Raw genomic sequence first — 18,043 nt, 5'->3', positions numbered from 1 at the left:
ATCATAATTCTAATGTTATTGATGTCAAAATTTAGTGGTGATAAATAATAAATAATACATACTTAACTTTTACTGCACATTTTTGATTTTTTCTAATCTCAGTAGGATTAGAAACACTAGATAACTTAAAATAAACTATCGGATAATTTGAATTTTTTTTACTAAATTAGTCTTGTTAACTTTTTAAAGATTAACTTAAAAAGCCGGTAACCAACTCAATAATTTTTTTAGGATTTTCCTCGATCATATAATGTCCACTATCCATAATCCCCTCTACTTTGCAGTTAATTGCGACATAAGGCAATCCCATTTTTATGTAGTTGTAACTTGAATTACTGCCTATACCCAATACCGGAATGGTTAACGGTTTATAGTTTTTCGAATCCTCTATGTCCTCTGTAAAGCTTTGATACCATGCATTAGAGGCACGTATATTTTCCGGATTATTGTATACTGATGCATAAACTTCTCGTTCAAAATCAGTCATTTTTGTATCATCCAGCATTACATAGGAAAAAAGGTAATCAAGCAGGTACCTGAACCTGCCTTCTAATAATTTTTCAGGGAGATGTCTAACCTGATTAAAGGCCATCCACCACACGTAGGGCATATTAACATCCATTTTATCACTAAATGTTCCTTTTGCCGGTATCAACGGCATTTGCAACATACCTTCAGTAGGATGCGCACCATCCATTACAATCAATTTATCAATTGCTTCAGTGTAATTAAAGGCAAAGCTCATTGCTACCATGCCCCCAATATCATGTCCTAAAAGATTCACTTTTTCAAATCCTAGATGCTTTATAAGTTCATAAATATCTTTAGCCATTGTTTTTTTATCGTAACCATCTTTCGGTTTTCCAGAAGTTCCCATGCCTCTTATATCAACAACAATTACTCTATAATTTTCTGCAAGATGCGGTGCAATTTTATGAAAAGAGTACCACGTTTGCGGCCATCCCGGCAGACATAATAGTGGGGAGCCGCTGCCACCTTGTACATAATGCAATTGTACACCATTTACTATGGCAAATTTATTTTCAAATCCGAGCCAGTTTTTAATAAGCTCTTCATCAGAGTACTGGTCAATGCCGTTCTTTTTATTTTCAATATTCATAATTCCAAGTATTTAAATATTATCTTCGACTTTAGACCATACCAAAGTTGGATATCTATCATTATCAAGTTTTTGGTGATGTACTAAAAACATACTGTATAGGTACTGTGCCTGTTGCCATTTTGGATATAGCTCATCTTCTCCGGCAGGGTCTTTTGCCCTTTGTATTTTATTGTAGGCAGAAAATCGTTCCATAGAACCCATATCAACAAGTTCAAATCTTTTGCCTTTATACTGCTCACTTAAAGCAATAAGATCGTTAGGGCTGACCCTAAAACTTGCAATTCGTAAAAACCTCGGTGCGTTAGTATCCAGTGCAGCTTTGGCTGTAAAGGCCGCCGTATCGTCCATCGTTGTAAAATCAATTTTCCAGTCGGCTTTATCATCATAAAAAGCAACAGTTTGAGTTGTTGCATTAAATAGCGGAGTATTGTACCTTAGAATATCAGCAAAGCAACCGTTAAAAATAGTTGTAGATTTTATAGAACTTTGTTCAAGGTGCTGCTCAAACTCTTTTCTTAAATCAAAATTCCTATTTTCACCCTTAGGGATGGCGGTAAAATCAGAGGAAAAATCTGATGGTATAAAACGTGGTACGCCGGCTGCAATTGTTGCATGCAATAATTCCAGTTGTGCATCAACAATTACATCATGTAGTCCTGTAACAGCAGATACCACACATGTTGCACCTTGGCACGCAGCAGTAAGTTCTTCTTTATTGAATAGTTCAACCGGAAAAATTTCAACTCCCATTTTTTTGAGCGAATCAACTTTTTTGGGATCGCTGCTGTTACGCACAATTGCTCTAACCGTAACCTCCATTTTAATTAGTTCTTTACAAATACGATGGCCTAAATTTCCTGTAGCGCCAGCTACCACAATAGTATTTTTCATTGTCATTATTTTAATGCAAATCTAAAACGCTATTGTCATTTAATAAGCTACCATTTGGTAGGTAATTACTACTTGATGTTTTTTCGTATCCTGCTTAGTGCATTAGGAGTAATGCCAAGGTAAGAGGCAATCTGTTTTACAGGTACTCTTTTCATCAATTCGGCATCCTGCATAAACTCCAGATAACGTTGCTCGGCTGATAAGGTCTGAAAACTAATAATTTGGTTAATCATACGGATAGCCATATTTTCCCAGGTGATTCTGCCAAATTCCTGCCAGGCTGGAATTTGTTTATACAATATTTCCATATCATTTTTATGGATGTAAAGTAATTCCGTTTTTTCGATAGCTTCAATATTAAAACGTGTAGGGAGTTGAGGATTAAGGCTTGATATTTCGGTAAAAAATTCATCTTTAACAATTACCCATGCCGTTAATTGTTCTTCGAAGTCTCCGTAATAAAAACGTAACGCACCTGACTTGATAAAATAGTAGTGGTTAGCAATTTGCCCTGTTTTTAAAATAAACTGTCTTCTTTCAAGTGTCATTTCTTGAAAATTAGACAAAATGATCTCCAGCTCATCCGCCTTAATTATTACTTTAGATCTAATAAAATCAGATAATTGTTTCATTGCCTATTTAAAATTATGCTAAGATACAATTCAAATAATAGAAACTGATTACAAAAAGATTATCCGGCGATATTCTTTGTTACTATGAGCCAAAATCATTTGAAGTTTTATTTATTTAATGTTATAAAAGTTGTCCTGTATCATTTCCGCTTAAAGACTGCAATAACTGGCTCCTTTTGAAAATTCATCTGGTGCCAGTGTAAAAGGAAAGATGAAAGTTATAATCGGACTATAAAGTTTCGAATCAAAGCTAAGTAGGCCCTGATTTTGCTTCGATTGTGATTTTTAACACCAGCCAGAAAAAGATTTAAATAATTTTTATTATTGTTTTTTGAAAAGTTCAACATCCTTAACGGAAAGTCTTTGATTCAGCCAGTTCCTTAGTTTTTCCTGATCAGATTGGCTAAGTCTGCGTGGGCTTTCATATATGACAGCAGTTAAGGGAATTAGACTATCTTTTTGGGTTATTATAGTGGTTTTTGTGATGGATAATGAGACGATATTAGGAAACAGTGCTCTGCTTTCCTTTAAGAGTTGCTTGTTGTCAAATTTATTTAAAGCCAGTTGCTTTTCGAGCTGCATAATTTTTACATCTTTAGAGTTCATCTCATTCTCGCTTCCTTTTATCTGATTTAAGATGTCGCCTTTAAGAGCGTTGAACCTGTCAGTTGTATCCTGCCGAATTAAAAGATGAGCACCTTTGAGATACTGATTTTTATTAATTTTATTTTTTAAGGCTTTCATTTCCAGCGAATCAAATCTTTTAGAAAGAAAAGCCAATTCAATTTTTTTCTTTTTTGGATTAAAATCCGTTTTTTTATATACTACCGTATAGCCTTTGCTGCTGAACTCTTTTTCTATGAACAGCTCCACATTTTTCTTAAACTGCTGCTCGCGGTATAAAGAAAATGCAAGATATCCGCTGGGTAAAAGCATGGCAGTAATAAGAAAGGCAATAATAAATTTTACCCTTTTCTGCTGTTTTTCGTTTACTTGCTTAACTGCCGGGTAATTAAGGTATTTTATAATTAAAAAAGTAGCAATTCCGATAAAAACACAGTTAATGCAGTACAAGTAGAAGGCACCAAAGAAAAACGACCATTGTGCAGTGGCGATTCCGTATCCCGCTGTGCATAATGGAGGCATCAGGGCAGTTGCAATGGCTACCCCAGGAATTGGATTTCCTTTTTCAGACCTGGTAATGGCAATGACCCCGACAATTCCTCCAAAAAAAGCAATCAGAATGTCATAAATGTTAGGAGAGGTCCTGGCCAATAATTCTGATTGTACATCCTTAAAAGGACTCAAATAGAAATATAATGTTGAAACCGTCAGGCTGACAAGTGTTGCATTTAGAAGGTTTTTTAGAGATTTTTTCAAAAGTTTAAAATCATAAATTCCCAAGGCAAATCCTGCACCCAGAATAGGCCCCATTAAAGGTGATATTAACATCGCGCCTATAATGACGGCTGTTGAATTTACATTTAGTCCAACGGAAGCTACAATTATTGCACAGGCGAGTATCCAAAGATTTGCCCCCTTAAATTCAATGTTCTTTTTAACATTTTCAAGCGTTCTTGCCCTGTCATCTTCTCCTTCTTTGAGATTTAGTATGTCATTGAATTGTTTCATAATCTTTTTTGTTACAATAGTACTACAGGTTAGCTTACTTATTAAAGATAAAATTTAATACTAGAATCTTTTAAATTAAGGTTTAAAAATGTTATTTCGTCCTTAATATTTCACTCTCAATCAAGCTTCTTTTGTAATGTGGATGCGGATAAACCATGGATAAAAACCGAGAGTACAATGATTACAGCGGACAACTGAATCAGTTCATGAGCATTTGGAAATTCAGTTTGCTCGAAGGCGTACATGAGATAAAAAATAGAACCAACACCGCGAATTCCGTAGAAGGATAACGTAAATTTTTGAAATGCTGATAAGTCTGTTTTATACAATGCGACCCATCCGCTGAGCGGTCTGACAAAAATAAGTACAATAACAGCAGTTATTATTATCCTAAAATCAAGAAGTTTCTCCATTGAAGCACTGAGATAGATGCCGAAAAATATAAATATGAAGGCAACAAAAATTTGTTCTGCTTCTTCGGTAAAATCGTGAAGTGTGTCCATATACTTTGCTTTTTCTTCACTGCTGCTAAAGGTACATGCTGCAATAAATACAGCTATGAATCCATACCCTCCCAGAAGTTCGGTAATCCCATAAGGTAAAAGTGTCAAAGCCAATGATAGAATACCTCGGCTGATATGGGAGTGATGACTTTTGGATGTAATTTTAAATATAAGTTTGTACAATAACCAGCCTGCTGTAAATCCTATTATTACCCCAACAATAATTTTATATATCACATCAATATAAAACCATTCGCCAATCCACTTCGTGTAATCATTGCCTTGTGCAGCCATAAAGATAGCAAAGTAAGTAAAAGGAAATGCTAACCCATCATTTAATCCAGCTTCCGATGTTAGAACCAGACGTATTTTTGACAAATCTTTTTTGCTCGGGCGGCTAGTCTGTAGATCTGATGCCAGGACAGGGTCGGTAGGTGAGATAAGTGCACCAAAAAGTAATGCTGCAGCCGGTGCAAGATTAAGCAGCCACCATCCTGTCAATGCAGCCCCAATAATAGTAAGAGGCATGGTGATAATTAGTAATCTAAAGGAGTATTTCCAGGTTTCCCATGCAAATGGTTTTTTAATTTTTAATCCTGCATTTGTCAGGGCAATAATTACTACAAATTCAGACACCCGCCTAATAATATCAGTATGCTGCATTACGTCAAAGTCTGTATACTGCCTGCCTGCAAAGGCAATGGCAATACCTATAAAAATATAGATAATAGGCGGTGTCAGCTGTTTTTTATCAAAAACGTTGGGAATCACCGCAGCAAGAAGGGTAATAGTTCCTCCCGCTAATAGATAAAAGTTATAGGATTCAAAATTAAATAAATTCATAATGCTCTCCATATTGGTATTATCAAGTTAAGCAATTCAATTTACATATAGATGTAAAAATGAACTTAATCTTAATTATTTCAATTGAAGAATTATATGATAATGGTTAATCAGTTAGTCTGAGATGTTGCCTAAATTAATGTATAGTAACTGATGTCAAAACAATGCATATAGTGTCGTTTTGGATATCAAAAAGGTAGCAGCTTCAGTTCTTTTTTGTGTCAGTAATACCAGTTTCTGTATCAGTTTTAATATATCTGGCGTCTTAGATTTGCGGTATTAAATTTTAATATAATGAGAAAAACAATTTTAATTACAGGAGCATCCAGAGGATTTGGAAAACTTTGGGCTAAGACCTTTTTAGAACGCGGAGACAAAGTGGCTGCAACAGCCAGAAGACTATCGGATCTCGATGACCTGATTAAGGAATTTGGCGATTTAATAACTCCAATACAATTGGACGTAACGGACAGAACCAAAACTTTTGAAGCAGTACAATATGCAGAAACTGCTTTGGGCGGAATTGATGTATTGATCAACAATGCCGGCTTTGGACTATTTGGCACCATTGAAGAAACCAGTGAAGAAGAAGCAAGGCAGCAGATTGAAACTAATGTATTTGGCCTGCTGTGGGTCACTCAGGCTGTCCTGCCAATTATGAGAAAACAGGGACAGGGACATATTATTCAATTGTCAAGTGCTCTTGGGCTTACATCACTTCCTACATTGGGCATTTACAGCGCTTCTAAATTCGCAGTAGAGGGATTAAGCGAAGCGCTTGCAGCAGAAGTTGCAGATTTCGGAATTAAGGTAACTATACTTGAGCCAAACGGATTTGCAACTGACTGGCCTGGAGCATCAGCTTCTAAAAGTAAACCAATGCAGGAGTATGAAGCTGTCCACCAAGCTTTTCAAAACAATGGAAAACCGAGCGATTACGGAGATCCAGCTGCAACCCCTCCAGCTTTGCTTGCCTTAGTTGACAGCGCAAACCCTCCTTCAAGATTATTTCTGGGTAATATGGCCTACCCATGGATTAAATACGTCTATGAACAAAAGCTAGCTGTATGGGAAGAATGGAAAGATGTTTCGGCAGCAGCGCACGGAAAATAAATTAGTTGTACTTTTTGGATAAACATAAATCTACGCCAAATTTGGCGTAGATTTAGTTAAATTTGTAATATGAAACATTTTAAGACCTTAGCTGAACTGCACAGGGATAATAACTTTGCGCCTCCTGAAAATCCATTAATTAGTGTGGTAAAATGCGGTGGTCTCTGCGCTATGGGGCATGACGAATTCACAACAGACTTTTTTATGATAGCTTTTAAAAAACTGGAGTCAGGAATATTCAGTTACGGGAAAACCAAATACGATCACCAGAACGGTTCAATGTCATTCATAAGACCCAGACAGGTAATTGCTTTTCAGCAGTTGAAATTTGAGCTCGATGATTTTCTTATAATTTTTCACGAAAATTTTTTAAACGGCACCCCGCTTTATCAGAACATTAAAAAATATAATTTCTTTAATTATGAAGTAAATGAAGCATTGCATTTGTCTCCCTTAGAAGAAAAGAGCATATGGGACCTTCATGATAAAATTAAAGCGGAATATTTAAATAATCAGGATGAGTACAGCAGGGATATTATTATCGGACACATTGATTCGGTATTGAAATATTCCCAGCGTTATTATAAAAGGCAATTCATTAATCGGAAAGAATCAACCGGAAAAACAAGCACCAAATTCAATGAGCTTTTGGAAAATTATTCGCAGAGCGGTTTATTGAATGAAAATGGTGCGCCATCAGTTAAATACATGGCTGATAAACTTAATTTATCAACAAATTATCTTACAGATCTGCTAAAACAGGAAACAGGAAAAACCGCATTGGAACTCATTCATATTTATCTTATCTCTGAAGCAAAAAACTTATTAATGAATTCCGATCATAATGTAACTGAGACAGCTTATGCATTAGGATTTGAAAATTTGCCTTATTTTTCACGTCTCTTTAAGAAAGAGTCTGGTTTAACACCAAAGCAGTTTCAGAATCAGTTTATCAATTAAAACTATAAGCATAGTGAAGCGAAACATTCGCAAACAGGTATTTTAATGTCCTCAAGTTTTAATTCGTTTTTAAATAATGTTAATCAATGAGTCAGATTTTCCCCCCGCTGCCGGGAGCTTCTAGCGGGAACGCTTACGTTGAAGTGATTATACATTAAATATTCTAAAAGCTTAAAATAATATACTAAACAGTAAAAAAGCATAAAAAAATCCCATTTCGTTAGAAATGGGATTTTAATTTTGTGACAGGAACAGGATAAATTTTTATAAATTTTATGGACGATTTGAAGAGATTGTTATATTACATCTTGTGTCTGTCTTTATGTGTCTTCAGAATTTTGGTTTAGATGTACTGTTAGGGATTGATATATTTTTTCTGAGAATTACCCTAATTGATTGTTTGCCTTCTATATTTAAACATGAATTGTTTTAGGACTAAAAGAGCAAAATATTTGGACTAAAAAGAAAAGTACGTTTTTCTTAATACCTGTATCTTTGTATCTTAAGTTTGAAATATTTCAGTATTAATTCCAAAATAATTTCTAAAACAAAATTAAAACTGCTTTATAACTTTAATAGTTGTAGTATGAAAAAAATGATTAAAGTTCCAACTTCTTTAATTGGCTGTGATGCGCCGCAAAACTTTTTGATGTTAGATGGTTGTTCTGTAATTGAGCAGTGTATACACAGTACTGAAGCTAAAGGAATCATGTACTTAGAACAGCATTTACTACTAATAGTATTGGAAGGGTCCGTTGATCTTACTTATGGAAAACAAGAATATAAGCTTGGCAAGAATGATATGATTTTGCTAAAAAAAGCAACTGCTGTAAAGTATCATAAATTCGGAAATGCTGAAAATGATAATATTTACGATAGTTTCATGTTCAGTATCAAAGATGATGTTCTAAAATCATTTTTATCAACCTCAGAAATTAAAGTATCAAAACCTGAAGGAGAAATTAAGACAGGAGTTTACCCAATGAATGAATGTTTGGTTGCCTTTGCCCATTCTCTAAAACCTTACTTTTTTGATCATTCGGTGGTTCATCCCGGGCAGCTTCGCCTGAAAATTATGGAATTACTTTATGATGTTGCAGAATGTAACCGAAATATGTTTTTACAAATTCTCCAGTTGCACGAGCCTGTAAAGACTGATATCCGTAATGTGGTGGAACAGCATTATGCTTCACCAGTTTCTGTTTCCGAACTGGCTTATCTTTCCGGAAGAAGTCTGTCGAGTTTTAAAAGAGATTTTCAAAATATATACAATGTTGCACCAGCAACCTGGATCAGAGAAAAGAGATTGGAAAAGGCAAAAGATATGCTGGAAACTACTGCTTTGTCTGTTTCAGACATCTGTTATTCATTAGGATTTGAAAATGTCTCTCACTTTTCAAGAATTTACAAAGAATTTTACGGGCAGGCACCAAGTATCTCCCGTTAGGAGATAATTTAGGGTTAAATTCTTTTGCAGTATTAGAAAATAATTCAACTTCGATAAAATTCCCGTATTCAATTATTTGAATCACAATCTTCCATCTTATTCTCCATTCTTATTAGAAAAGTTTTTATAGCAATTTTATTAATGGAGAAACTTCTACATTGAAAATTTTCAATTCTTAAAAAGGACTAATTAGTAAAAATCTTTGAGCTAATTAGAAAAAACGCCACGCTGTAGTCAGATTACCTTTGTTTTAGAAATAGAGCTTAACTATTCTGTAAAATAACAGACAAAATTATGCTCAAAAATTAACAATCTTCAACTAAAACAAAACGATTTATGAAAAACATTTATGAACAAAAAAATGCAATAGCAAGTTGCTCAATTTGTTATACTGGGCAGGGCATTGGGAAAATTTCGAAAAAAATATTTTCCTTAAGCATTATCTCAGTATTAACAATTGGCGGTTTATTAGTTTCCTGTCAAGATAAAAATAATAAAAACAATAAAATAGAAGTTATGCAAAACAATCAAGAACAAAAAGAAGGTATCCTGAAAGCAATAGATTTATATGTAGAAGCAGGAAAAAAAGGAGATGGAAATATTGCAAAACCAGCCTTTGCGCCTACCGCAACAATGTCGTGGTCTGAAAATGGAGCATTAAAAAGTGTTCCTATCCAGGTACTATTTGATGGATTTTCTGCAGCGAAGCCAATGGAAGCGAATTACAAATTGACTACTCTGGATGTGGAAGGTGATGTTGCAATAGTGAGAATCGAATCTCAGTTTGGATCTGACAAATATGCCGATATGTTTACATTGGTTAAGGACGGCAGTGATTGGAAAATCATCAGCAAAATTTATCAAATTAAAAAATAAGAATAATGGCAGCAAATCAAAATATAAACGCTGTTCAGGATTATGAAGATGTTCTGCTGGCAATGAAAGGCTATGTTCACGGATTAAAAACAGGGAACGTAGCAGAATTGAAAAAGACTTTTCATCAGAATGCGATTATGTACGGTCATTTAGGTGATGACCTCTCACAAGGTAGTATAGATAATCTGTACACTTACGTTGAGAAATTTGGCGCAGCGCCCAATATCAAAACCAATCTTACGGTTTTACACAAAACACCTACCACAGCAATTGTTCGCATTGAAATGGAACATGATGCAGCAAATGAAGATTTCACCGATTACCATTCATTAATCAAAATTAATGGTGAATGGAAAGTTGTTTCAAAGCTTTTTCATCTGTATACTAAATAACTAAAGATCATTTCGTTAAAGTTTTTACTGGGAGCATTGCATTGCTTTCAGGGGAACTTTGCGTTTAAAAATAAAAGAAGTAATGAATAAATATAATAAGTTGTTTGCTCCCTTGTTATTTGGGAACGGAATTAATCTCAGAAATAGAATTGTGATGTCGCCTATGACTACTTGGTCATCTAATGAAGACTTCACTATTTCTGATGAAGAAGTTGAATATTACAAGAAAAGAGTAAAAGGTGTTGGTTTGGTAATCACAGGATGTACCCACGTTATGGCAAATGGTATTGGTTTTACTCACGAATTTGCAGGATATGACGATACTTTCCTTCCAAGTCTTAAGAAGTTAGCAGATGCCGCAAAAAGTGGTGGAGCACCGGCAATTTTACAAATGTTCCACGCAGGCAATAAAGCAATCCCCGGACTTATTCCGGATGGTGAAGTGGTAAGTGCAAGCGCCGTTTCAAGTGGATCTATAGTGCTTTTTGAAAAAGAAAATCTTCCAAAAGAATTGAGTGAAAATGAAATTTTAGAAATTATCAAGGCATTTGGAGAAACCACCAGAAGAGCAATCGAAGCAGGTTTTGACGGTGTAGAAATTCATGGGGCACACGGATTTTTGCTTCAAAATTTTATATCGCCTTTTTTCAATAATAGAAATGATCAATGGGGAGGTTCTCTGGAAAATCGTTTGCGTCTTAGCCTTGAAATTTTAAGAGAGGTAAAAAATATAGTTTCAAAATATGCTGATCGTCCTTTTCTGATAGGGTACAGAATCTCTCCGGAAGAATTTCCACAACAATCGTATGGACTTCCAGATACGTTCGTTCTAATTGATAAGCTGATTGAAGAAAAGATTGATTATTTACATTTCTCTCTGCTGGATGCCGTTAATCAAATACCAATTGAGTCAGAATTTTCTAAAGAACCTATATCAGTTGTGCTAAACAATTATGTTAACAACAAAGTTCCTGTTCTTGTTGCTGGAGGCATTACAACACCAGCAATGGCTGATAAAGTTGTAGACTATGGTGTTTCTATGGTAGCAATTGGAAGAACTTTAATTGTTAATCCTGATTGGGTAGAATTAACTCAAAATGGAGAAGAAGATAAAATCACTTCAATTCTTAAACTTGCAACTGTACAAGAGAAAAAAATTCCATTAAAATTAATGACAATATTTGAAAAAATAGAAGGTTGGGTACAAGTAGAAGCTTAATGTAATCAATAGCGAAAATAAAGATTTATAAAATAAAAATCAGTTCGTATATAGTTTTGGGATACTATTACTGTTTAAATTATCATTAATGATAAAAAAAAGGCGTCAATTGTCTTCAATTGGCGCCTTTTGGCTTTTGGCTTTTGGTGACCTCGACTGGACAAATTTCTATACATTTTATGGAAGATTTGAGGAAATTGGCTTACTATATGTAGTGGCTGTATTTGACTGCCTTAAAGAATTTGGTTTGAATGTCTTGTTGGGGATTGATAGAAAAAATTATTTGATTTCTAAAAATGATTATATGAATATGAGCATTTTCATTATTTTACATCAGATATATCATTTGCTCATTTGTGTACATGAAATAAAAGTTTAATTTTACTTTTTAAACTATACACCTTTCTTGCTTGTCATTTTAAAATAATCCTTCCTAATTATTTAGACAACGCGATTAAAGAATGCATTTTAAATGCTTATTTTTTATTTACATAACTCAAAATTTCCATGTATCAATTTGTAAAATATATTTTGATGCTATTTTTGGCATCCTTAAGTTTAGTATCCTGTAAACAAAAACAGGGCGATAAAATAAAAGTAGGATTTTCTCAGGCTATGACGACTGACGACTGGCGTAAGCAAATGAACAGTTCTATAAAGATTGAAGCTTCTTTACGACCTGAAGTTGATTTAAAAATTAGTGACGCCAATAATAATATCAACAAACAGATTGAAGATATTGAACGATTCATTTCGAATAAAGTAGATGTTATTATTGTATCTCCAATTCAATCTAAACCTTTAACGGCAGTGGTTGAAAAATCAATAAAAGCGGGAATACCAGTACTTGTTGTAGATCGAAAAATTGATGGCGAAAATTATACTGCATATCTTGGGGCTGATAATATTGAAATTGGCAGAATTGCCGCACGATATATCATTTCACACAGCAAAGGTTCAGGCAAAATTATTGAAATTACAGGAGCAAAAGGCTCATCACCCGCGTATGAGCGCAGTCTGGGATTTAGTCAGATAATAAGTGAAAACAAACGCTTCAAAATAGAAAACACAATTCAGGGTGATTGGGAAGGGCAGTCGGTTAAAGCACCATTAAAAACAATTCTTTTACAAAACCCTAACGTTGAATATATTTTTTCGCATAATGACCGCATGGCTTTAAGCGCTTGGGAAACAGCTAAAACAGTAGGATTAGAAAATAGAATAAAATTTATTGGTGTTGACGGATTAAACACACTAAATGGCGGAATAGACCTGATAAAGAGTGATGTTTTAGCTGGAACTATTTTATATCCGACGGGGGGAAATGAAGCGTTGAAATTAGCCTTGAAAATATACAATAAAGAACCTGTCGCTAAAAATAATATACTGAATACAATTGTAATTGATCAGAATAATGCTGAGATTATCGAGAATCAAATGGATAAAGTCGATCAGCAACAAGCTGTTATCGAATCACAACAGGGAGCAATAAATGTACAGGAAAGAGAATATGCTTCGCAGAACAATCTGGTTCGCTTATTGAGTTTTTTCTTGGTGATTATTTTGAGTTTGAGCATTTACAGTATTTATTCGACTATCTCTATTTCAAGAAAGAAAAAACAGCTTGAAAGAATTAATCAAACTGTAATTGAGCAGAATAATGAGATTCAGGAAATGTCTAAAATTGCCCAAAGAAGCAATGAAGCAAAATTGAATTTCTTTACCGGACTTTCACATGAATTTAAAACACCCATAACTTTGATTATGAGTTATGTAGAATCATTAATTGAAAATGAAAAAATTAAAGGAAGTACGCTTATTGATGAAGTAAAACTAATTCATAAAAATTCAAATCGATTACTCCGATTGATAAATCAATTATTGGATTTTAGAAAAATTGAAGAGCAAAAATTTACCTTAAGAGCTTCAAAAACTAAAATCTACGATTTTACAAACGAAGTAATGACCAACTTTAAAGGCGAAGCTACAAGAAGGAATATTGATTTTCAGCTTACTTGTAAAAACAAAAATTTAGAATTATTTGTTGATAGAGGTTTGATGGATAAAGTGTATTTTAATTTGCTTTCTAATGCCTTTAAATTCACACCTGATAACGGAAAAATTGGCATTTCGATTGTAGAAAACCAGGATAATAAAGTTAAAATTAGTTTTAGGGATTCCGGAATTGGAATACCTGAAAATGAATTGTCGAACGTTTTTAATCCTTTTTTCAGGGCTTCAAATAATAATAAAAATAGTTCAGGAATCGGGCTTCATCTTTCCAAAGAATTTGTACTTCTGCATCACGGAACAATTGAACTTAAATCAAAACAAGGCAGTGAAATTATAATTACGTTATTAAAAGGGAACAGTCATTTACAACCTTCAGAAATGATTACTAAAGCTGAAAATCTAAATGTAACTCCAAATTTAATATCAGATAATTTAGACATAGAAACCGATTTAAATGAAAGAAATATAGCTTCTGAATCGGAAAAACACACACTTTTAATTATAGAAGATAATATAGATTTAGTGACATTTTTAAAAGCCAAATTATCGAAGGAATATCTGGTTCATACTTCTGACGGAAGCGATGCTATTGAAAAAACCATGGAAATCGTTCCAGACATTATCATTTGTGACATAAATCTGGTAGACAAAGACGGTTATGAAATTAGTACAGAATTGAAAAAGGATTTACGTTCGTCACATATTCCAATCATTATTTTAACAGCTCAAAGCAATAAGGAATCTGTTTTGAAAGGCTTGCAAAGCGGAGTAGACCAATATCTTACAAAGCCTTTTAGCCTTTCTATTTTAAAACAATCAATTTCGGGTTTGCTTTTCAACAGAGAAAAACTACGATATTATTATACCAATAATATTTATCGCATTGAGCCTGAGTCTAAATTTGGTAATCAGGAACAGTCTTTTATTACTAAAATGAATGATATTATTAAAAGAAATGTTGAAAATCCCAAATTCTCGGTTGAAGATTTAGCCGATAAACTTGGAGTTTCCAGAGTTCAGTTGTATCGAAAGGTAAAGGCGATTATCGGAATCAATATCAGCGATCATATTAATAATGTAAAATTGGAGAAAGCTGCTGAGCTTTTAAAGTCAAATACTTTAAATATTTCTGAAATTGCGTACTCACTTGGATTCTCCTCACCAAACTATTTTTCTACAGCTTTTAAGAATAAATTTGGAATTTCACCAAAGGAATACAAATCTGCCAATTGATATTGGTTTAAAATTGATACAAATTAGGTATCAATTTTAAACCTAATGTAACAAAATCGAAACTACATGGTTTTCGTAAATAAATTTTAAATTGCGTAAAGCCTTGTAAATAAGGCTTTTTTTGTTTAAATATCAATCTGTCAGTAATTATAGAATTAAATTGTAACATCATTAAAAATAAGTTGTTTTTTTTGCGGATATCTTAGCGATAAGTTTTTAATACATCTACAATGAACAAGATATTGATTTGGTCTGTTACTGCTGCACTGGCAGGTTTTCTATTCGGTTTTGATACCGTAGTTATTTCTGGAGCTGATAAACAATTACAGCTTTTATGGCATTCATCTGATGCTTTTCATGGATCTGTTGTTATGGCAATGGCACTTTGGGGAACTGTTGTGGGGGCCATTTTTGGAGGAATTCCAACCAATAAAATAGGTCGTAAAAAGACATTATTCTGGATTGGGATTTTATATTTCATTTCAGCTGTAGGTGCTGCCTTTGCAAATGATCCATTTGTATTTGCCGCTTTCAGATTTATTGGAGGTTTAGGAGTTGGTGCTTCTACTATTGCCGCTCCGGCATATGTTTCTGAAATTGCTCCGGCAGACAAACGCGGACGCTTAGTAGCTCTTTATCAATTTAATATTGTATTAGGAATTTTAATTGCTTTTATATCCAATTACTTTTTAAAAGATATTGGAGAAAATGCCTGGCGTTGGATGGTTGGGGTTCAGGCAATTCCATCTGTTATATATATTCTGTTTATACTTACTATTCCGGAAAGTCCAAGATGGCTGTTATCTAAAAACCGAGATGAGGAAGCGCGCAAAGTATTGTATAAAATTGATCCGACAGCAGATCTTAAAGATATTATGGACGATTCCAGAGAAAATGGTGTTACCAAACACGAAAATATCTTTATGAAGAAATACCGTTTTCCGTTAATACTTGCTTTTTTAATTGCATTTTTTAACCAGTTTTCCGGAATCAATGCTTTTTTATATTATGCGCCAAGAATTTTTGAAGAAGCAGGTTTAGGACAAAATACAGCTTTATTGAGCAGCATCGGAATCGGAATTACGAATCTTATCTTTACATTAATCGGAGTAGCATTAATTGACAAATTAGGAAGAAAGTTGTTAATGTACATTGGTTCTGTGGGATATATTATTTCGCTAGGATTGGTTTCTGCTGCATTTTATTTTAATTGGGGAGGATTATCAGTACCCATTTTCCTTTTCTTATTTATTGCTTCTCACGCCATTGGACAGGGAGCTGTGATCTGGGTTTTTATCTCAGAAATTTTTCCAAATCACATTCGTGCCTCAGGTCAGGCTTTTGGAAGTTCAGTACACTGGGTTTTGGCAGCGATTATTCCATCTTTAATTCCAATGTTATTTTCAGAAATAGGCCCTGAAGTCGTATTCTTAATTTTTACGCTTATGATGGTCCTGCAATTACTGTTTGTAATTTTTATGATGCCCGAAACCAAAGGAATTTCTTTGGAAGTATTAAGTGAAAATCTAACTAAAAAAAAATCAAAAACCATGAAATCAAAGAAACATCTACCACTGGCATTTTATAGTGCACTGGTAATATCGATAGGAGGTTGTAAACCATATTCGGCTGTTGCACAAACGACTACTGTTTCTGTTTCGACTTCTACAGAAGAACAAATGTACCGTCCTAATTTTCATTTTACACCAAAAAAAGGCTGGATGAATGATCCTAACGGAATGTTTTATGCTAACGGATATTATCATTTGTTCTATCAGTATTATCCTGACGGAAATAAATGGGGACCAATGCATTGGGGACATGCAATTAGTAAAGACTTGGTTAAATGGGAAGAACAGCCTATTGCGATTTATCCCGACAACGATAAATATATTTTTTCAGGAAGCGCAGTTGTAGATACAGACAACACTTCAGGTTTAGGTAATGGTAAAACGGCTCCAATTGTAGCGATTTATACGCTGCACGATATGACAAAAGAAAAAGAAGGTAAAATTGATGTTGAGCAGCAGGATATTGCGTATTCGAATGACAATGGTTTTACATGGCAGAAATTTAAGGAAGGAAATCCTGTCGTTAAAAATCCTGGAATTCGTGATTTTCGTGATCCAAAAGCTACCTGGGATGAAACACACAAACAATGGATAATGGTTTTGGCTGCTCAGGATCGATCTCAGTTTTACAAATCAAAAGATCTTAAAAACTGGGAATATTTGTCTGATTTTGGAAAAAATATAGGAGCTCACGGAGGTGTTTGGGAATGTCCAGATTTCTTTGAGATAAAAGTGCAAGGCACCAGTGAGACCAAATGGGTTTTAATTCAGAGTTTAAATCCAGGCGGAGCCAACGGAGGTTCTGGAACGCAATATTTTATTGGAGATTTTGACGGCACAACTTTTACGTTAGATTCCAATTTTGCAAAAAGAGTAGAAAAAGAAAAAGCCGTTTGGATCGATTACGGAAAAGATAATTATGCCGGCGTAACCTGGAATAATATTCCGAGTGCTGACGGACGACGATTGTTCATTGGATGGATGTCTAATTGGGAGTACGCACAGCAAGTTCCAACTAATGCCTGGAGAAGCGCTACTACAATTGCTAGAGAAATTCAGTTAATCAAAAAAGGAGAGAACTATAGTTTGGTTAGCAATCCGGTGAAAGAAATCAATAAATATGTTTCTAAAACCATCAAAGGGAAAAATCTAAATGGAAAAGGAAAGCTTTCTATTGTAGCACCAGGAAAAATTGATTTAACCCAAGCCATTGTCAATTTTAGTTTAAAAAACATAAAACAGGATACTTATACTATTACGCTTTCAAACGAAGCGGGAGAAGCTTTGACTTTCGGATTAAATAATTCAGATCATTATTTATTTCTGGATCGTTCGAAGGCAGGAAAAAACGATTTCTCAGACAAATTCGCTTCCACAATTACCAAAGCGGCTTTAGAGGGAAGTCAAAAAGAAGGTGCTTTTAAAATCATTTTAGACAAAACCTCTATCGAACTATTTTACAACAATGGCGAAAAAGTAATCACGGAAATCTTTTTCACAAACCAGCCATTTACAGCACTTTCAGTGTCTTCAAAAGAAGGAGTTGAATTGAGCAACCTCGTAATTAACCAATTAAATATAAACTAACTAAAACC

14 protein-coding genes and 1 pseudogene are annotated in these 18,043 nt (G+C 34.2%); 10 read left to right on the top strand and 5 right to left on the bottom strand.

The genetic code is table 11. The annotated features are described in order from the left end of the window. Nucleotides 1-190 precede the first annotated feature (190 nt). The 5 genes from EV143_RS04115 to EV143_RS04095 form a co-directional block, all read right to left on the bottom strand. Nucleotides 191-1,120 (bottom strand): alpha/beta fold hydrolase, encoded by a 930-nt coding sequence (locus EV143_RS04115; protein ID WP_133506707.1) that lies wholly within the window; start codon nt 1,118-1,120, stop codon nt 191-193. A 12-nt stretch (nt 1,121-1,132) separates the two neighbouring features. Continuing rightward, on the bottom strand, nt 1,133-2,014 hold the full coding sequence (locus EV143_RS04110; protein ID WP_133506706.1) for an NmrA family NAD(P)-binding protein: 882 nt from the start codon (nt 2,012-2,014) through the stop codon (nt 1,133-1,135). Between the two features lie 68 nt (nt 2,015-2,082). Continuing rightward, nucleotides 2,083-2,646, bottom strand: a complete 564-nt coding sequence (locus tag EV143_RS04105) for a Crp/Fnr family transcriptional regulator (protein ID WP_133506705.1) — start codon at nt 2,644-2,646, stop codon at nt 2,083-2,085. A 321-nt stretch (nt 2,647-2,967) separates the two neighbouring features. Continuing rightward, nucleotides 2,968-4,278 (bottom strand): TIGR00341 family protein, encoded by a 1,311-nt coding sequence (locus EV143_RS04100; RefSeq protein WP_133506704.1) that lies wholly within the window; start codon nt 4,276-4,278, stop codon nt 2,968-2,970. Between the two features lie 116 nt (nt 4,279-4,394). Beyond that, on the bottom strand, nt 4,395-5,624 hold the full coding sequence (locus EV143_RS04095; protein WP_166638112.1) for a cation:proton antiporter: 1,230 nt from the start codon (nt 5,622-5,624) through the stop codon (nt 4,395-4,397). A gap of 294 nt (nt 5,625-5,918) precedes the next feature. On the opposite strand from EV143_RS04095, the gene EV143_RS04090 reads away from it, so the two are divergent. The 10 genes and pseudogenes from EV143_RS04090 to EV143_RS04045 all read left to right on the top strand — a co-directional run bounded on the left by EV143_RS04090 (nt 5,919) and on the right by EV143_RS04045 (nt 18,035). Next, complete coding sequence (locus tag EV143_RS04090) at nt 5,919-6,737, top strand: SDR family NAD(P)-dependent oxidoreductase (protein WP_133506702.1); 819 nt, start codon at nt 5,919-5,921, stop codon at nt 6,735-6,737. Nucleotides 6,738-6,806: 69 nt separating this feature from the next. After that, nucleotides 6,807-7,697, top strand: a complete 891-nt coding sequence (locus tag EV143_RS04085) for a helix-turn-helix domain-containing protein (protein WP_133506701.1) — start codon at nt 6,807-6,809, stop codon at nt 7,695-7,697. Between the two features lie 586 nt (nt 7,698-8,283). Then, nucleotides 8,284-9,144 carry an AraC family transcriptional regulator gene (locus EV143_RS04080; RefSeq protein WP_133506700.1) on the top strand — a complete coding sequence of 287 codons (861 nt, stop codon included), beginning with the start codon at nt 8,284-8,286 and terminating at the stop codon, nt 9,142-9,144. Nucleotides 9,145-9,480: 336 nt separating this feature from the next. Further along, the gene (locus tag EV143_RS04075; RefSeq protein WP_133506699.1) at nt 9,481-10,020 is read left to right on the top strand and encodes a nuclear transport factor 2 family protein; all 540 of its coding nucleotides are present in this window, start codon (nt 9,481-9,483) and stop codon (nt 10,018-10,020) included. A gap of 5 nt (nt 10,021-10,025) precedes the next feature. Next, nucleotides 10,026-10,412, top strand: a complete 387-nt coding sequence (locus EV143_RS04070; protein ID WP_133506698.1) for a nuclear transport factor 2 family protein — start codon at nt 10,026-10,028, stop codon at nt 10,410-10,412. Between the two features lie 82 nt (nt 10,413-10,494). Next, a complete protein-coding gene (locus tag EV143_RS04065) occupies nt 10,495-11,631 on the top strand; it encodes an NADH-dependent flavin oxidoreductase (RefSeq protein WP_133506697.1) in 1,137 nt (378 codons plus the stop codon). Nucleotides 11,632-11,719: 88 nt separating this feature from the next. Further along, nucleotides 11,720-12,010 (top strand): hypothetical protein, encoded by a 291-nt coding sequence (locus EV143_RS04060; RefSeq protein ID WP_133506696.1) that lies wholly within the window; start codon nt 11,720-11,722, stop codon nt 12,008-12,010. A gap of 128 nt (nt 12,011-12,138) precedes the next feature. Beyond that, on the top strand, nt 12,139-14,877 hold the full coding sequence (locus tag EV143_RS04055) for a substrate-binding domain-containing protein (protein WP_133506695.1): 2,739 nt from the start codon (nt 12,139-12,141) through the stop codon (nt 14,875-14,877). 230 nt (nt 14,878-15,107) lie between these two features. After that, nucleotides 15,108-16,454: pseudogene (locus EV143_RS04050) on the top strand (sugar porter family MFS transporter); the annotation flags it as partial. Further along, nucleotides 16,428-18,035 carry a glycoside hydrolase family 32 protein gene (locus tag EV143_RS04045; RefSeq protein ID WP_133507162.1) on the top strand — a complete coding sequence of 536 codons (1,608 nt, stop codon included), beginning with the start codon at nt 16,428-16,430 and terminating at the stop codon, nt 18,033-18,035. The pseudogene EV143_RS04050 and the gene EV143_RS04045, both read left to right, overlap by 27 nt. Nucleotides 18,036-18,043: the final 8 nt, after the last annotated feature.

Origin of the sequence: Flavobacterium chryseum, from assembly GCF_004362015.1 — a bacterium.
GTDB lineage: Bacteria > Bacteroidota > Bacteroidia > Flavobacteriales > Flavobacteriaceae > Flavobacterium.
The sequence above is the reverse complement of the archived record's forward strand: the minus strand, read 5'-3'. Positions and strand labels throughout refer to the sequence as shown.